This is a genomic window from Pseudomonas sp. CLCA07 (assembly GCF_053615335.1).
Genome location: NZ_CM132131.1, coordinates 639796 through 655866, shown reverse-complemented (window position 1 = coordinate 655866; position 16071 = coordinate 639796). Strand labels below are relative to the sequence as shown.

Genomic DNA, 16071 nt, shown 5'->3' with positions numbered 1-16071 from the left:
AACGAGAAACCGACATGCTCGATTCCAAACTGTTACGTAGCAACCTTCAGGACGTAGCGGACCGCCTGGCATCCCGCGGCTACACGCTGGATGTTGCGCGCATCGAAGCGCTGGAAGAACAGCGCAAGACCGTCCAGACCCGCACCGAAGCACTGCAGGCTGAGCGTAATGCCCGTTCCAAATCCATCGGTCAGGCCAAGCAGCGCGGCGAAGACATCGCGCCACTGATGGCTGACGTCGATCGCATGGCCAACGAATTGAGCGCCGGTAAAGTCGAACTGGACGCGATCCAGACCGATCTGGATTCGATCCTGCTGGGCATTCCGAACCTGCCGCACGAATCGGTGCCGGTTGGTGATGACGAAGACGGCAATGTTGAAGTGCGCCGCTGGGGCACCCCGAAGGCGTTCGATTTCCCGGTTCAGGACCACGTTGCCCTGGGCGAGAAATACGGCTGGCTGGACTTCGAAACCGCCGCCAAGCTGTCGGGCGCCCGTTTCGCCCTGTTGCGCGGCCCGATCGCTCGCATGCACCGCGCACTGGCGCAGTTCATGATCAACCTGCACATCAACGAACACGGTTACGAAGAGGCTTACACGCCTTATCTGGTTCAGGCCCCGGCGCTGCAAGGCACTGGCCAACTGCCGAAGTTCGAAGAAGACCTGTTCAAGATCGCTCGCGAAGGCGAAGCCGATCTGTACCTGATCCCGACGGCTGAAGTGTCGCTGACCAACATCGTTGCTGGCGAGATCGTCGATTCGAAACTGCTGCCGATCAAGTTCGTGGCCCACACGCCATGCTTTCGCAGTGAAGCCGGCGCGTCGGGTCGTGACACCCGCGGCATGATTCGCCAGCACCAGTTCGACAAAGTCGAAATGGTCCAGATCGTTGAACCGTCGACGTCGATGGAAGCGCTGGAAGGCCTGACTGCCAACGCCGAGAAAGTCCTGCAACTGCTGGAGCTGCCTTACCGCACCCTGGCGCTGTGCACCGGCGACATGGGCTTCAGCGCGGTCAAGACTTACGACCTGGAAGTGTGGATTCCGAGCCAGGGCAAGTACCGCGAGATTTCGTCGTGTTCCAACTGCGGCGATTTCCAGGCCCGTCGTATGCAAGCGCGTTTCCGCAACCCGGAAACGGGCAAGCCTGAACTGGTTCACACCCTCAACGGTTCTGGCCTGGCGGTCGGTCGTACCTTGGTGGCTGTGGTGGAAAACTATCAGCAGGCCGACGGTTCGATCCGTGTGCCTGAAGTCCTGAAGCCGTACATGGGTGGCCTTGAGGTCATCGGCTAAATGAACTATCTGCCGCTGTTTCACAACCTGCGCGGCAGTCGTGTGTTGGTTGTCGGTGGGGGGGAAATTGCCTTGCGCAAATCCCGCCTGCTGGCCGATGCCGGTGCGCTGCTGCGGGTGGTTGCACCTGAAATCGAAACGCAACTGCGCGAACTGGTTGCCGGCAGCGGTGGCGAGTGCCTGTTGCGCGGTTATGCCGAGACGGATCTGGACGGTTGCGGGCTGATCATCGCCGCCACCGACGACGAGCCGTTGAACGCGCAAGTCTCCGCCGATGCCCATCGGCGTTGTGTGCCGGTCAACGTCGTGGACGCGCCGGCCCTGTGCAGCGTGATCTTTCCGGCGATTGTTGATCGTTCGCCCTTGATTATTGCGGTGTCCAGCGGCGGCGATGCGCCGGTGCTGGCACGGTTGATCCGCGCCAAGATTGAAACCTGGATACCGTCCACGTACGGCCAACTGGCGGGTCTGGCGGCGCGTTTTCGCGGCCAGGTCAAACGCCTGTTTCCGGACGTACAGCAGCGCCGGGCGTTCTGGGAAGATGTTTTCCAGGGCCCGATTGCCGACCGGCAACTGGCCGGGCAGGGCGCCGAAGCCGAGCGTCTGCTGCAAGTAAAAATTGAAGGTAAAGCGCCGGAAGCCACCGGTGAGGTCTACCTGGTGGGCGCCGGCCCCGGTGATCCCGACTTGCTGACGTTCCGTGCCTTGCGCCTGATGCAACAAGCCGACGTGGTGCTGTATGACCGCCTGGTGGCCCCGGCGATTCTGGAACTGTGCCGTCGTGATGCCGAACGGATCTATGTCGGCAAGCGTCGCGCCGACCACGCTGTACCGCAGGATCAGATCAACCAGCAATTGGTTGACCTGGCCAAACAGGGCAAGCGGGTTGTGCGGTTGAAGGGCGGTGATCCGTTCATCTTCGGTCGCGGCGGTGAAGAGATCGAAGAACTGGCGGCCCAGGGCATCCCGTTCCAGGTGGTGCCGGGTATCACGGCGGCCAGCGGTTGCGCGGCGTATGCCGGGATTCCGCTGACCCACCGCGATTACGCGCAGTCAGTGCGGTTTGTCACCGGGCATTTGAAGGACGGTTCCACCGATCTGCCGTGGGCCGACTTGGTCGCGCCAGCGCAGACGTTGGTGTTCTACATGGGGCTGGTGGGGTTGCCGGTTATCTGCGAGCAGTTGATCAAGCACGGTCGCGGGGCAGACACCCCGGCGGCGTTGATCCAGCAGGGCACCACGGTCAATCAGCGGGTGTTTACCGGCACGTTGGCGGATTTGCCACGGTTGGTGGCGGAGCATGAAGTGCATGCGCCGACGTTGGTGATCGTTGGGGAAGTGGTGCAATTGCGCGAGAAACTGGCGTGGTTTGAAGGGGCTCAGGGGCAGATCTGATTTGTGGCGAGGGGGCTTGCCCCCGTTCGGCTGCGAAGCAGTCGCAAAATCAGCGACCTCGCTCGCAGCTTTCAGGGCCGCTGCGCACCCCAACGGGGGCAAGCCCCCTCGCCACAATTGATCGCGCTGACCTCCAGGTTTCAGCGGTCTATCAGGCCCTGCGCCAAACCCCTTTCCCGCTCAACCGCGCCCGATCATGCGCCACGGTGAAATCCTGCGCCGGCCCTTTCGGCACAACCCCCGTCGGGTTGATGGTCTTGTGGCTGCCGTAGTAGTGGTGCTTGATGTGCTCAAAATCCACCGTTTCAGCAATCCCCGGCCACTGATAAATCTCGCGCAACCAGTTCGACAGATTCGGATAATCGGCAATCCGCCGCAGGTTGCACTTGAAGTGCCCGTAGTACACCGCGTCGAAACGAATCAGCGTGGTGAACAGCCGAATATCCGCTTCCGTCAGGTATTCACCGATCAAGTAACGATTGGCGCTTAACAGCTGCTCCAGTCGATCCAGTTCTTCAAACAAGTCATCAAAGGCTTCTTCATAAGCGTGCTGCGACGTTGCAAACCCGGCGCGATACACGCCGTTGTTCACGGCCGGGTAAATCCGCTCGTTCATCGCATCGATCTCGGCGCGCAGTGGCTCAGGATAGAAATCCAGGTCATTGCCGGTCAGGTCGTCGAATGCGCTGTTGAACATGCGGATGATCTCCGCCGATTCATTGTTGACGATGCGATTCTGTTGTTTGTCCCACAGCACCGGTACGGTGACTCGGCCAGTGTAGTTGGCGGTATCGGCGGTGTAGCGCTGGTGCATGAAGTCGAGGTGATCGAGTTTGTCGCCGGTGGAGCCCAGGCTCTGGTCGAAGGTCCAGCCGTTCTCCAGCATCAGCCAACTGACCACCGACACGTCGATCAGGCTTTCGAGACCTTTGAGTTTGCGCAGGATCAATGTGCGGTGCGCCCATGGACAGGCGAGGGACACGTAGAGGTGATAGCGGCCGGCTTCAGCAGCAAAGCCTCCGACACCCGTCAGGCCCGGCTTGCCATCGGCAGTTACCCAGTTGCGACGCTGTGCCTGCTCACGCTGAAACGCGCCGTCCTTGCTGCTTTCGTACCACTGGTCATGCCAGCGGCCTTCGACTAATAAACCCATGTTCAAGACTCCTCAAACCATAAATCGTTGGAGAGGAGTCTATGCCCATGAGTTCGAACAAAAAGCGCAAAGGTTGGGCAGTTATGATCGGTTAAATCGATCTGTCCCGAGCATCCCAGTATTGCTGGGCTGTTTCGAACGCCTGATCACGGGACTGACCGAGCCCACGCAAGGCCAGGGCCATGGTCGAAATCAGGGCCATTTGCGGATAACTGTCCACCACATCACCGCGCCAGACGGCCTTCAAATGCTCAGGGTCGAGGGAGGCGGGTTTAACGTGACGCTGGGCCGACATTTGCGGCCATTCTTCGTCCCAGCTTTCACCGCCCGTGGTGCCATACAAGTGACTGTCGGTGTCCGGATTGATCTCGATTTCGCCGCCATCGCCTTTCACCACGATCGCGGTGTCGCCGAGCAAACCGCTGGCATCGCGATGCACCGCCTGGTAACCGGGGTGGAAAATACTTTGCAGGCCGCAACGAGCCCCCAACGGATTGAGAATGCGCGTGAGGGAATGGATCGGCGAGCGCAGGCCCAAGGTGTTGCGCAGGTCGATCATGCGCTGCAGTTGCGGCGCCCAATCTACCAGCGGCATGAACGCCAGGCCGCCGTTATCGAGTGCCGCACCCACCTGTTGCCAATTGCGGCACAGTGGGATGTTCAGTCCTTCCAGCAGTTGTTCGCTGTACAGCCGCCCGGCCGTGTGCGCGCCGGCGCCGTGCATGAAAATGCGTACGCCGTTCTGCGCCAGGCACTTGGCAGCCAGCAGGTACCACGGCAGATGACGCTTCTTGCCGGCATACGTCGGCCAGTCCAGATCGACATTTAAGTCGGGAGCCTGCAAGCGTTCACGCAAGGCTTCGGTGAAGCCGGCCATTTCCTCTGCGCTTTCTTCCTTGTGCCGTAGCAGCATCAGAAATGCGCCGAGTTGGGTGTCTTCGACTTTGTCATCGAGCGCCATGCCCATGGCGTCGCGGGCTTCTTCGCGGGTCAGGTCGCGGGCGCCACGTTTGCCTTTACCAAGGATTCGCACGAACTGGGCGAACGGGTGCTCGGCGGGTGTTTCGAGGGTCAGCGCTGGAAAGTCGGTCATAAGCAATTCGTCGGTTTGGGCAGGCCCGCCAGTTTCGCGGCGAGTTTGGCAGGGGTGCCTTTGAACAATCGGTTCAGGTGCAGGCTGTTGCCTTTTTCCGGGCCGAGCTTCAACGCGGTGTATTTGATCAACGGGCGGGTGGCCGGCGATAGCTGGTATTCGTCGTAGAAACCGCGCAGCAGTTCGAGGATTTCCCAATGCTCAGGGCTCAACTCGATGTCTTCGGCAGCGGCCAGGGCACTGGCCACATCGGTGGACCAGTCGCTCAATTCGACGAGGAAACCGTCCTTGTCCAACAAGACGGCGCGAGCGCCCACTGTCAGAGAATTCATAGCCAACTGTTGACCTTGTCATGGTGAATCGACAGCTCGACGAAGGCCGGGTAATCGATGGCCTTGGCCCAGTCTGGCGTTTCAATGGACCGCGCTTGAACGTCTTCGGCCAGCACAAATAGTTGCAGACCGCGAGTATGCAGCGCGCTGAAAGGCGCAGTACCCGGCTGCAGGGCATAGACCGCGTCGCCGGTCAGCAGCAGCGCATCATTGGCGCCGATCACGCGCAGGCAACTGGTCAGGCGATCGTCGCCGAACGGGGAATGAGACAACACATGCAAAGTCGACATCAGAGGGTGATCACTTGGTCGTAACGGTCAATAAGGGCGGTGATGTCGTGGGAGGTCAGCACTTGGGCTTCTTCCAGTGACAAACAGGAAGGGTCCAGCCCACGTTCTGCGGCACTGTCGCCACAGACGAACAATTCCTCGACACCGAACATCGGCAAGGCCTGCAGGTTGGCGCTCAGGTCTTTTTGTTGCAGCGCTTTGGCGTCCTGTTTCGTAGCGAGCTGGAACACCCCGTCATCGAGAAACAGCAGGCCGATTGGCAAATCGAAGGCGCCGCCGGCGAGTACGATGTCCAGCGCTTCGCGCGCATTCGGCCCGGACCATGGCGCCTGACGGCTGATAATCAGCAAGGATTTAGCCATCTTACGCGCCTCCGAAACAGATCAAGCGGTCAGCGTCTTGCACCGCGTCGTGCAACTGGCCGAGGCCGGACAGTTCCCACGGCGCGCTGACTGCAACCGCGTCACGCTGATAACGCCCGGCTTCTTCCTCGTTCAACACACCACGGCGCAGGGCGGCGGCGATACACACCACGCCGTCCATTTGATGCTCGCTGACAAACGCGCGCCATTGCTTGGGCAGGTCCAGCTCATCTTGTGGCGTGACCACACTGGCGGAGGCGTTGTAGACGCCATCCTGATAGAAAAACAGCCGGACAATCTCATGCCCACCGGCCAGCGCAGCCTGGGCAAACAACAGGGCGCGGCGTGAGGAGGGCGCATGGGCGGCGGAAAACAGTGCGATGGCGAACTTCATGACAGACTCGATCAGCAAAACTGTGGCCATGATAAAGCTTTATCGGCGGGGGGGCTAAATCGATGTTGTCTGGGCGGGCCCCTTCGCTGGCAAGCCAGCGAAGGCAGCCTGACAGGCAACACTTAAATCAGCGCGGCATATACCCCAACTGCCACCGCCGCGGAATCTTCAACGAAACCACCCCCAGCACACCCGCCAGCAACCCGCTGGCAAACAACGCCTGAAGCCCCAAATGATGTTCCAGCACCGCCCCAAGGACTGCCCCGGCGAACATCCCGGTCCAAGGGATCAGCTGCACCCGCCAGCCATTGCGCCGCTCGCCGAGCAGCCAGCGTCCCAGTCCGCGTCCGAAGCGTGAGAGGGCGCCGGTGACATAGGTCAGGCCGACCGGCAGGCCGTTCACTTCCTCGACGGCGGCATTGAGCATGCCCATGGCGATGATCGCTGCCAGTAGCGCAGGTAATTGTTCGTCAAAAGGCCAGGTCGCGGCCGCGCACAGCAGTGTGGCGATGCTCAGCATCAACGGCAGCGCCCGCCGCCTGCCGAGACGGCTGACGATAATGCCCAAGGCGTTGCCCTCGATGAAAGTGGCCACGAGCAGCAGCAGTCGCCCTGTCAGCCCCAGATCGCCGACGCTGATGGCGACGGCGAGGCGGGTGGTGTTGCCGCTCATGAACGAGACGAAATCGCCGCTGGCCATGAAGCCGATGGCGTCGGTCATGCCGGCGAGTACCGAGAGCATGGCCACCAGCGTCATGCCGATACGCCCACGCCACTTTTGCGTGTGCAGGTGGCCGGGGCTGGCGTGGGTTGAGGAGGTGGATGGCAGCATCGGCGAGGGCATCCTTGAACAGTGGTTATGGATCTATCCCATACAACTCGCAATAATCCAGCCAGTCCATACCGGCCATCTCTGCGACTTCGATATGCACCTCCCGGCGCTGGGCTTCGTATTCCTGAGGTGTGGCGGCCGTCAGGAGCAGCGTCAGTTCCCAGGCGAACAGCCCTTGGCGTTCGGCTTCAGCTTCGAAGGCTTCGTGCAGTCGCTCGTCGCGGTACTGCGCCGGGGTTTCACCCTTGGCCTGAGCCAGCAGCGGGTTGAGGTTGTCGAGCTCATCGCGCAGTTCGGGGCGCTCATCGAGAAACTTTTTCAGCGCCTGCTCGTGTTGCTGTTCGGTTGCCGCCATGGTCGCTCCTTGGTAACGGGTTACGAAGATTGTTTCTTGCTGGCCTTGGCCGCTGCGGCCAGGCATTCGAGGGCGAACTGCTCGGTGTAGGTCATCTTGATCGGCGTGGTTTCGCCTTTGACGGTGCGTTCGCCGTCAAGGATGTAGCGGATGCGCTTGTCGGTGACGCCAATGCGCTTGGCAATCCAGGACGGTGTCTGGCCGATCTGGCTGATCAGCTTGTCGGCGTATTCAGGGGTCGGTTTGTAGAATTCGGCGTTTGGGGTCATTGGGGCTTCCAGAAAAATGCGCGAAACGGTGTTTATGGCGCGACAGGGTGCGCGAATCGTTACGCGGTGTCGCGGTATAAATGAAGTAAAGCAGAACGAAACGCTGCATCACGGTGATACAGTCCGCTTTTTCTTGATGAGCGAACGTAATGCGAATTCTGATGGTGGCGCTGGCCGTAACGTTGCTGGCGGGATGCGCGGGCTCGGTGATGGACGATGCTCGCACCAAGACCCCGTACAAAACCCTGAAATCGAACAAACCGCATACCATCGTGGCCGAGTGCGTGCAGTTTTCCTGGCAGGACGAGGCGGTGTTCGGTGTGGATGCTGCCGCCTATTTGCAACCCGGTAAAAATGGCGGTTCGACGGTCTACACGCGGTCGGCGGAATCCTTTGTGGACGTGACCACCGACGCTTCCGGCACCGTTTTGAATTATTACGCTCAGCATGACAACTTCGTCGCCAAGCGCCGTTTGGCGGCGTTGGCCACCTGCCTCTGATCCAAGGCTGATGCAATACCCCTGTAGGAGCGGGCTTGTGTGGCGAGGGGGCTTGCCCCCGTTGGGTCGCGAAGCGGCCCCCTCACTTTTTCAAGCCAACCGAGTCGCCTGGATTTACGACTGCTTCGCAGCCGAACGGGGCGGTGCGGCGTTCCGACAAGCCCCCTCGCCACACAAGCCCGCTCCTACAGGGTTTTGTGTGTTGATTAGTCGCTCAGACGCTTCTGGAAAAAGAAGCGCTTGTGCCCCGGCGGGTAGTCGGCAATCTGGCCTAGTTCGCTGTAGCCGAGCCGTTTGTAAAACTCCGGCGCCTGAAAGTCGAAGGTGTCCAGCCAGATCCCCATGCATTCCTTTTCCCGCGCCAGGTCTTCGGCCATCTGCATCAACGTCGAGCCCATGCCCTGTCCCCGGGCCTGTTCAGGCACGGATAGCAGTTCGATGAACAACCACTGGTAGAAAAACCGGCCATACAACCCGCCGAGAATCTCGCCGTTGTCGTCGCGCACCAGCAAGGCCAGCGGTTGCGCATTGGCCTGGCCAGCCTGTGCCGCGTTATAGGCGCGCAGCGGCGTGAGGATGGCCTCGCGTTCTTCATTGGTGGGGTTTTGCGAGCGTTCGATTCGCAGGGTCATGAGCTACTTCCTTATGGCAATGAGTCTGGAGCCTATCGCGCTTGCGGCGATTGTTCTATCCCCCAGACACCAGTGGAACCGTCGCAGTCGCGCGGATGTCTAGCCTAAACAGCGTCATTTCAGAACACGGCCAATGAGGACAGCCCGTGAATATTTTCGAAGCCTTGCGTGAAAGCCACGAGCGTCAGCGCAGCTATGCCGATGCGCTGATCAAAACCAGTGGTGACACCCCGGAACGGGTCGAGGCTTACAAGCAGCTAAAGTCCGAACTTCAGGCCCATGAAACCGCCGAGGAGCGCCATTTCTATATTCCGCTGATGGAGTTCGACAACGGCGTCGACCTGAGCCGCCACGCCATCGCTGAACACCACGAAATGGACGAAATGATGGAGGAACTGGACGAGACCGAGATGTCCAGTCCGGCGTGGCTGGCGACCGCGAAAAAACTCACCGAAAAGGTGCATCACCATTTGGAAGAGGAAGAGCAGAAGTTCTTCCAGATGGCCGGCAAGCTGCTCGATGACAAACAGAAAGAGACACTCGCCGGCCAGTATGAGAAGGAATACAAGGATCAGCTGTCCTGATCCTGTGTCTGTGGTTGTTAAGTGTTGAGCCCGGTGCTGCTCATTTAAGGAGCGACACAATCCGTAGCAGCTGGCGAAGCCTGCGTTCGACTGCGTAGCAGTCGTGAAATCAGGCGATGCGGTGTTTCAGGAAATCCGTGCGTTCAGGTTTACGACTGCTACGCAGTCGAACGCAGGCTTCGCCAGCTGCTACAAGGTTCGCTATGGCTTATGTGAACCGCATTAGGGGGATGCCAGGCTTTTTCGTTTTCGCCTACCATGGGCAACTCTGACGAAAAAAGGATGCGGTGTCATGGCGAACACAGCCGAACGGGTCAACATCATCGAATCCCAGGTGTTGTCCCACGACTGGTACCTGCTGAAGAAAATCACTTTCGACTATCAGCGCAACAACGGCGACTGGCAACGCCAGACCCGCGAGGTCTACGACCGGGGCAACGGCGTGGCGATTCTGTTGTTCAACCGCGAAAAGAGAACCATCGTGCTGACACGCCAGTTTCGGCTGCCGGTGTTCGTCAATGGTCACGATGGTTTGTTGATCGAAGTGGCGGCCGGATTGCTTGAGGGGGCCGATCCCGAAGAACGCATCCGCGCCGAAGCCGAGGAAGAAACCGGTTACCGCGTGCACCATGTGCAGAAGGTTTTCGAGTCGTACATGAGCCCCGGCTCGGTCACCGAAAAGCTGCACTTCTTCATCGCCGAATATGACGCTGGATTGAAAGTCAGCGAGGGCGGTGGGCTGGAGGAAGAGACCGAAGAACTGGAAGTGCTGGAGTGGGCATTCGACGAGGCACTTGAAGCGTTCTATCGCGGAGAGATCTGCGACGCCAAGACCATCATGCTCCTGCAATATGCGGCGATGAAGGACATCTTCTCGGCGCCTTGAGCCCATTCAAAACAGATCATCCATCCTGCTGGCGCCGGACCACTCGCACCCTTCAAGCGTCAGCAACCGCTCCTTCGCCTCAAGCCCGCCGGCAAATCCGGTGAGCTTGCCCGAGGCGCCGATTACACGATGGCAGGGTGCAACAATCGAAATCGGGTTCTTGCCATTCGCCGCGCCCACCGCCCGAACCGCGCTCGGATTGCCGATCTGCTCGGCAATCTGGCTATAGCTGCGTGTCTCTCCGAACGGGATCGTCAGCAGGGCCTGCCAAACCTTCTTCTGAAAGTCCGTCCCGGCAAAATCCAGTTCCAGCTCGAAGCGATTTCGCGTGCCGGCAAAGTATTCCTGCAATTGCTGAACGGCGCGCACCAGGATCGGATTGTCCGGGGCTTCGTGCATCGGGCCAAGCCGCACCCGGTTCGGTTTGTCGTTTTCCCAGAGGATGGCTGCCAGTCTTGCATCTTTCGCCACCAGCTTCAGTTCGCCGACCGGAGACGCCAGGGTGGTGAAGGTGTAGGTCATGCTGGCGGTCTCCGCAGAAGGTCTGAACAGAGGCTCAGCATACTGACTCGACGGGGAGGCGCAATACGCAATCCCGACCATACTTGCCTGTGCTTTAGAACCGCTCACTCGGTTTTGTACAGAGCCTGAAAACAAAAAAGAGACCGACTCATGAAGTACGAACCTTTTGCCAAATCGCTTATCGCGATTTCCTTGGCGTTAAGCTGCCTTACCGCCCACGCGGCCTCCGTTGCCCCCGTCGCGGCCGAAAACGGCATGGTGGTCACGGCCCAGCATCTGGCCTCCCAAGTGGGGGCCGATGTGCTCAAGAAGGGCGGCAATGCGGTCGATGCCGCCGTTGCGGTGGGTTACGCGCTGGCGGTGGTGTACCCCGCAGCGGGCAACCTGGGGGGCGGCGGTTTCATGACCACAACGACCCTCGTCGCAATACCGGGCTGTCGCTCGGCTACTAGGGGTTGAGTTTGAAAGGGGACGGAGCTGTTTTCGTCCCCTGATTCACTGATTGTTCAAGGAGCGAATCATGGCCACTGCACTGTTAATCATCGACGTCCAGCAGGCGCTGTGCTCTGGCGAGTACGAGTGCTTTGAGATCAACCGCGTCATCGAGAACATCAATCACTTGAGCATCCGGGCTCGGATAGCCGGGGTGCCGGTCGTGTTCATCCAGCACGAAGAAGCGGACGGTCTTCTGGTGTACAACACCGCCGGCTGGCAACTGGCCGAAGGGCTGGAGAACGCCCCCGAGGATATCCGCATACGCAAAACCACACCGGACTCCTTCTACCAGACCCACCTGAAAGACCTCCTGCCGAGAGAGGATTACGAGCGCCTGATCATCTGTGGGCTGCAAACCGACTACTGCATAAATGCGACCGTGCGACAGGCTCTGAAACTGGGGTATGACGTGGTGCTGGCGTCGGACGCACATTCCACTGTCGACAACGGCAACCTCGCCGAGGACATCATCGCCGAGCACAACAAGGATCTCGCGCGCTTGACCGGTTCAGTGGCGCGGATCGACGTCATGCCTGCGGGGGAAATCCGCATCTGAAACCACTGCCGGATCAACGGACATAAATTGTCATGAAATGATAAAGCGCTGTCGTCGATTGAAAAATTGATAACGCCCCCGCCTATTAAATTCTCCTCATGAACTGCGCTGCAAGCCCCGCAATTCGGCGGCTCGACCGCAAAGACCTTCTGTCGTAAAGAGAACAACAATATGAGCGTAGAAAAACTGATTGGCGAACTTCTCGCCGAGCTAACAGGCGTGAGCCCCGACGGCCCATTCAACGAGAACGAGCGTCTGCAGCAGCACAAAGAGCTGTTCCAGCTCGATCAGGATGTCTTCCATCCAGATTACGTGGCCAACAACCTACGCTTTGGGGTGCTCGAAGAACATTGAGTGTCTGATAGGGGACTGTCTGAAAGGGGGCGGATCTATTTTCGTCCCCGGTCCGGCGTCGGAATCTGAGCGCCCCCAAGGCTCGCCCGACGCTTGGCAGCCGCTCATGAATAGAGTCCCAAGAAGATCCATAGTATTCGCATTTACCAACTGCCGTATGGTATGCCGTACTTTTCGACATAGCGCTTGGAATCTTCCTCCAATGGGAAATAGCTCCCTCCGGAGAGTCCTAGAGCAGGCCCCTTGGGTTCAATCTCGGCTTGGCCGCGTGCAACTTTAATTGGCCGTTGGCACTGATCCCGCACCCAGATCTGTACTACACCGCCAGGGGCAAGACCAAGCTGAACAGACCCGCCTGCACGCAAACTTTTGACTTCCGGATATTCCGGGCAATCCTTTGTCACTGCATCGCGCAATATCTGCCGCGCACTTTCCGGTATTTCAAACCATCCTTGGTAGGTTTGCGGCTCGACAAGCGATTGCCAGCGCACATAGATGCGGACAGGAATTTTTGCCCCTACAACGGTTCTTTCGTTACCACCAATCCCCTTGCGCCAACCACGAGCGGCGTTTGCATTACTATTCTTTCCTCCCGCCGCTACGCCGCTCCCAACTCGACGATACAAGACGCTGTCGACATCAACTACCGCACTGTCTTCTACCCAAACTCTCATAAAATTGGGCTCGGTAAACCCGAGTTCCCATGGCACTGAGTCTGGGTCTAAGTGCTCTCCCGAAAGCTCCGTCGCTTGGCAGGCACTCACGAGCAAAGCCCCCAACAAGATCCATAGTGATCGCAAAATTTTGACTCCTAGTCGGGTACATGGGGATGTTGTACGCGAATCTCGTCCGTGGTTGGGGCATTAAAGTAGAGTAAACCCGCACTTGTCCGAGGTGTTGAACCTTGTAAGATTGTCGGTGGGTTCCAGTTGGCCGAGGTGTGAATGTACTTTAATTTGAGCAGTTGCTCCTCGGCGGGAGTTGTACTGTAGTCACCCGCGACGAAGCGGTCACACAGCGCCTGAAGCTCTGATGGGATGGTGTAAGTTGGATATTGCTCATCAAGGTGCTCAAACTTAACTCCCCGTTGCTTAGCCAACTCGTACATGACTCGCAGGTAAACCCGTGATAGCTCGCCTCGCACGGGGCGCTTGAGCTGCAACGCCGCATAGACCTTTTTGGTGGGGTTCAAGCTATCTTGCTGAGACGGAAGCACGCTCCGAACAAAGGGAGTCACGACCTCCAGCATTTCGGACGGCCAGCCTTTGGCCTCCCACTGGGCCTTCGCCTGTTGCGCGTCACGATAAATCGAAGTGTATTTCACGTCGGTCGTGGCTGGAACATCCAGCGTCTGCATCGGGCTGATCAACAGGTTCTCTTCGGATTCAGGAAAGTAGCCGCCACCAAGGTCCGAGTGGACACCGGGTAATGTGATTTCCAGGTGAGCGGGTTTTACCCGGCTCAAGGCGAAGTTAGCGCGGATTTCATCTCGGGCAGCCAATTGGATGACATTGGGAAACAAGCTGCGAGATAGGTACAGTTTGAGCCCAGGTTGTGTTTGGCTGCGTATGTAGCCCAGATTGGCCAAGCCACCTACTGACGGCACGGTATCAAACAAACCGATAAAGCCCATGTTGATATCGCGCTGGTATTCACCACTGAACGTTTCGTGAAAAGCTCGTCGAAATATCTTGATGGTTTGCCCCATGGGGCCTTGCTGACCTAGAGCCACTTCATTGGCAAAGTGACGTGCAGCGGCTGCGCCTCGGCTGAAACCAAAAACATCAAAAGTAAGGCTTACGATTTTAGAGTCAGGAGAGGTCTGGAAAAGCCGGAAAATCCTTTTCGCAATTTCACGGAAAGAATCCTCTACTTTACCGCTTACGCCCGATGTCCCGCGCCCCATGCTAGCGCCTAACATGCTGTCTGCTTGACCGGTCGACGTACCTATCCCGTCAACGTAAAGCATCTGTGACACGTTGCCTTGCAGCAAGGGTTCTTCCATCTCTTCGCTTACATAATACAAATCACTGAGTTTTTTTATGTTCGACGTATCGTTCGCGTAGCTGCTTTCCGGATCGGCCATATACGGTCTGCAGCTGGCGTCAAGATCCTCGGGTTTGATGGCATGGGTTGCGCCACAGAGCTGCCCCATCACGCTGTTATTCGCATTGTTTAATGTCCCATCGAAGAACACGCCGATGCGCAAGGTGATACCCACCGGTTTCTCTTCATCCAGTTCCTCTTCCTCCTCCTCTTCCTCTTCCTCTAAAACCGCGTCCTCAGCAGCAGTGTCTGGCGTTAGCGTAGGGGCAGGTGCAATGACCGAGGGCTGGTAACTGGAAGGCTCAACCAAATGAGCCGGCATCGAACTGACCGGCGAAACAGGCGCAGGCGTGAAGCTATTGCCGATGATGATGCTAGATGACCCACCCGTGATGGTGTCGCCATGCGTACCTTGCGAGCCGGTGACTAGCGCGGCCTGGCCATTGATCTTTACCGAGGACATGGCGCCCATGGTCAAGACACTGCCGCAGGTGGTGCAGTCCGTTACCCGGGCAGACCATCAAAAAATACATTGGGTGACCCGGATTCGATGGCTGTTCCACCGCAGCGGGGACAGCTCACGGAATCGGTCTTGCGCGCAGCAGGCTTGCCGGACATTTTTGACTTCCCTATCAGTGTTCAGAGGCAGCACCATGCTGACGCTCTTTATAGAAAACAATCAGACGTTTCCAAAAGTACTCAACCACGCACTTGGTTCGTGTCCAAGTGTTGGAGCATATAAGACTAAATCCGCATCTGAAACCACTGACAGTCTCGAAGCTGCAATCCGGCTGCTTGTGAACTCACCCAGCTGCAAAAATCTCAATCAACTCCGCCAGAAACGCACTCACCACCTCGCGTTGCCGCGCCGAATGTCGAACGGCCGCATGAAAGCCGACTTCATAGCGCAGTTGCTCAGGATTCAGCGGATGCAACTGCCCCAGCTGCTCATGTTTGGCCGCGTAGTGCTGTGGCAGAAAGCCCAAATGCTGCCCTGACAGAATCAGCAGAGCTGCGCCGTCCATGCTGTCGGTGAGCACCGTCAAGCGCTCGATGGAGGTGGGCGCGGGCATTTCCGGCAAGGGGTGGCTGGGCCAGACCCAGTCGTAATCGCGCACGTCATCGCGGCTCAGAGCACCCACGTGATCGAACAGCGGGTGGGCAGGGGCGCAGTAGGCGATTTGGGTTTCCTGGAACAAGGGGTAGTAATCGATGTTGGGCAAGCGGTGCCAGAAGTAACCGATGGCCAGATCGATGTGGCCGTTGATGATTTTCTCTTCCAGCAGCGATGACGACAGTTCGGTGAAGTGGAAGTACAGCCCCTCATGTCGTGAGCGCAATCGGGCAATGGCCAGGGCGATGTTCTTGTTGGCGGACGGATCGATTTGACCGAGCAAGCCGATGTTGATATTGCCCGACACCTTGCGATTGATGTGCTGCACTTCAACCCGAAAGCCCTCGGCCGCCGCCAGTAACCGACGCGCCGCTTCGACAAACTGGCCACCCTTGGGCGTCACCGAAAACCCGCCGCGCCCACGCTCGCACAAGCGAAATCCCACCCGCGCTTCCAGCGTCGCCAATTGCGCGCTGATGGTGGGTTGAGTGGTATTGAGCGCGGTCTGCGCGGCCGAGATGCCGCCCGCCTCAACGACGGTCAGAAATACCCGGATCAAACGCAGATCCAGCTCCGATACAGTGCCCAGCATGTGTGCCTCCGATGTTCGCC

General features: G+C 58.6%; 22 protein-coding genes and 1 pseudogene. 8 read left to right on the top strand and 15 right to left on the bottom strand.

The annotated features are described in order from the left end of the window. Nucleotides 1-14: 14 nt before the first annotated feature. Nucleotides 15-1295, top strand: a complete 1281-nt coding sequence (gene serS, locus ACWGZX_RS03075) for a serine--tRNA ligase (RefSeq protein WP_223518300.1) — start codon at nt 15-17, stop codon at nt 1293-1295. Then, the gene (cysG, locus tag ACWGZX_RS03070; RefSeq protein WP_452627254.1) at nt 1296-2690 is read left to right on the top strand and encodes a siroheme synthase CysG; all 1395 of its coding nucleotides are present in this window, start codon (nt 1296-1298) and stop codon (nt 2688-2690) included. It begins immediately after the preceding gene. A gap of 151 nt (nt 2691-2841) precedes the next feature. Here cysG and ACWGZX_RS03065 read toward each other — a convergent pair whose 3' ends face one another. The 9 genes from ACWGZX_RS03065 to ACWGZX_RS03025 form a co-directional block, all read right to left on the bottom strand. Then, nucleotides 2842-3843 carry a glutathione S-transferase family protein gene (locus ACWGZX_RS03065; protein WP_452627253.1) on the bottom strand — a complete coding sequence of 334 codons (1002 nt, stop codon included), beginning with the start codon at nt 3841-3843 and terminating at the stop codon, nt 2842-2844. 91 nt (nt 3844-3934) lie between these two features. Next, nucleotides 3935-4936 carry a glycosyl transferase family protein gene (locus tag ACWGZX_RS03060; RefSeq protein ID WP_452627252.1) on the bottom strand — a complete coding sequence of 334 codons (1002 nt, stop codon included), beginning with the start codon at nt 4934-4936 and terminating at the stop codon, nt 3935-3937. Further along, a complete protein-coding gene (locus ACWGZX_RS03055) occupies nt 4933-5268 on the bottom strand; it encodes a TusE/DsrC/DsvC family sulfur relay protein (protein WP_452627251.1) in 336 nt (111 codons plus the stop codon). Before ACWGZX_RS03055 ends, ACWGZX_RS03060 begins: the two co-directional genes overlap by 4 nt. Beyond that, on the bottom strand, nt 5265-5558 hold the full coding sequence (gene tusB / locus ACWGZX_RS03050) for a sulfurtransferase complex subunit TusB (RefSeq protein WP_452627250.1): 294 nt from the start codon (nt 5556-5558) through the stop codon (nt 5265-5267). Before tusB ends, ACWGZX_RS03055 begins: the two co-directional genes overlap by 4 nt. After that, nucleotides 5558-5920: a sulfurtransferase complex subunit TusC gene (gene tusC, locus ACWGZX_RS03045; protein ID WP_452627249.1), complete on the bottom strand. Its 363-nt coding sequence runs from the start codon at nt 5918-5920 to the stop codon at nt 5558-5560. Before tusC ends, tusB begins: the two co-directional genes overlap by 1 nt. Before the next feature lies 1 nt (nt 5921). Then, nucleotides 5922-6314 carry a sulfurtransferase complex subunit TusD gene (gene tusD / locus ACWGZX_RS03040; RefSeq protein ID WP_452627248.1) on the bottom strand — a complete coding sequence of 131 codons (393 nt, stop codon included), beginning with the start codon at nt 6312-6314 and terminating at the stop codon, nt 5922-5924. A gap of 127 nt (nt 6315-6441) precedes the next feature. After that, nucleotides 6442-7146: a YoaK family protein gene (locus ACWGZX_RS03035; RefSeq protein WP_452627247.1), complete on the bottom strand. Its 705-nt coding sequence runs from the start codon at nt 7144-7146 to the stop codon at nt 6442-6444. A 25-nt stretch (nt 7147-7171) separates the two neighbouring features. Next, a complete protein-coding gene (locus tag ACWGZX_RS03030; RefSeq protein WP_452627246.1) occupies nt 7172-7501 on the bottom strand; it encodes a DUF6388 family protein in 330 nt (109 codons plus the stop codon). A gap of 20 nt (nt 7502-7521) precedes the next feature. Further along, nucleotides 7522-7770 carry a hypothetical protein gene (locus ACWGZX_RS03025; RefSeq protein ID WP_027925145.1) on the bottom strand — a complete coding sequence of 83 codons (249 nt, stop codon included), beginning with the start codon at nt 7768-7770 and terminating at the stop codon, nt 7522-7524. A 149-nt stretch (nt 7771-7919) separates the two neighbouring features. Between ACWGZX_RS03025 and ACWGZX_RS03020 the strand changes: the two genes are divergently transcribed. Then, complete coding sequence (locus tag ACWGZX_RS03020; protein WP_452627245.1) at nt 7920-8270, top strand: hypothetical protein; 351 nt, start codon at nt 7920-7922, stop codon at nt 8268-8270. 206 nt (nt 8271-8476) lie between these two features. Here ACWGZX_RS03020 and ACWGZX_RS03015 read toward each other — a convergent pair whose 3' ends face one another. After that, a complete protein-coding gene (locus tag ACWGZX_RS03015) occupies nt 8477-8902 on the bottom strand; it encodes a GNAT family N-acetyltransferase (RefSeq protein ID WP_452627244.1) in 426 nt (141 codons plus the stop codon). Between the two features lie 146 nt (nt 8903-9048). On the opposite strand from ACWGZX_RS03015, the gene ACWGZX_RS03010 reads away from it, so the two are divergent. After that, nucleotides 9049-9486: a hemerythrin domain-containing protein gene (locus ACWGZX_RS03010; RefSeq protein ID WP_452627243.1), complete on the top strand. Its 438-nt coding sequence runs from the start codon at nt 9049-9051 to the stop codon at nt 9484-9486. Nucleotides 9487-9778: 292 nt separating this feature from the next. Further along, on the top strand, nt 9779-10372 hold the full coding sequence (locus ACWGZX_RS03005; protein ID WP_223521093.1) for an NUDIX domain-containing protein: 594 nt from the start codon (nt 9779-9781) through the stop codon (nt 10370-10372). Nucleotides 10373-10378: 6 nt separating this feature from the next. Here the strand turns inward: ACWGZX_RS03005 and ACWGZX_RS03000 are convergent, their stop codons facing one another. Further along, entirely contained in the window at nt 10379-10894 is a 516-nt protein-coding gene (locus tag ACWGZX_RS03000; RefSeq protein ID WP_452627242.1) for a methylated-DNA--[protein]-cysteine S-methyltransferase, read from the bottom strand. 150 nt (nt 10895-11044) lie between these two features. Between ACWGZX_RS03000 and ACWGZX_RS02995 the strand changes: the two are divergent. From ACWGZX_RS02995 to ACWGZX_RS02985, 3 genes and pseudogenes are all read left to right on the top strand, one after another. Further along, nucleotides 11045-11302, top strand: a pseudogene (locus ACWGZX_RS02995) (gamma-glutamyltransferase); the annotation flags it as partial. 112 nt (nt 11303-11414) lie between these two features. Then, nucleotides 11415-11945 carry a cysteine hydrolase family protein gene (locus ACWGZX_RS02990; RefSeq protein ID WP_452627241.1) on the top strand — a complete coding sequence of 177 codons (531 nt, stop codon included), beginning with the start codon at nt 11415-11417 and terminating at the stop codon, nt 11943-11945. 171 nt (nt 11946-12116) lie between these two features. Further along, nucleotides 12117-12299, top strand: a complete 183-nt coding sequence (locus ACWGZX_RS02985; protein WP_452627240.1) for a hypothetical protein — start codon at nt 12117-12119, stop codon at nt 12297-12299. 143 nt (nt 12300-12442) lie between these two features. Here ACWGZX_RS02985 and ACWGZX_RS02980 read toward each other — a convergent pair whose 3' ends face one another. The 4 genes from ACWGZX_RS02980 to ACWGZX_RS02965 all read right to left on the bottom strand — a co-directional run bounded on the left by ACWGZX_RS02980 (nt 12443) and on the right by ACWGZX_RS02965 (nt 16051). After that, nucleotides 12443-12973 (bottom strand): DUF2931 family protein, encoded by a 531-nt coding sequence (locus ACWGZX_RS02980; RefSeq protein ID WP_452627239.1) that lies wholly within the window; start codon nt 12971-12973, stop codon nt 12443-12445. A gap of 137 nt (nt 12974-13110) precedes the next feature. Next, nucleotides 13111-14667 (bottom strand): phospholipase effector Tle1 domain-containing protein, encoded by a 1557-nt coding sequence (locus tag ACWGZX_RS02975; RefSeq protein WP_452628958.1) that lies wholly within the window; start codon nt 14665-14667, stop codon nt 13111-13113. A 182-nt stretch (nt 14668-14849) separates the two neighbouring features. After that, a complete protein-coding gene (locus tag ACWGZX_RS02970) occupies nt 14850-14963 on the bottom strand; it encodes a PAAR domain-containing protein (protein WP_452627238.1) in 114 nt (37 codons plus the stop codon). Nucleotides 14964-15148: 185 nt separating this feature from the next. Beyond that, nucleotides 15149-16051, bottom strand: coding sequence for a LysR family transcriptional regulator (locus tag ACWGZX_RS02965; protein WP_452627237.1), 903 nt, complete (start codon nt 16049-16051; stop codon nt 15149-15151). Nucleotides 16052-16071 lie beyond the last annotated feature (20 nt).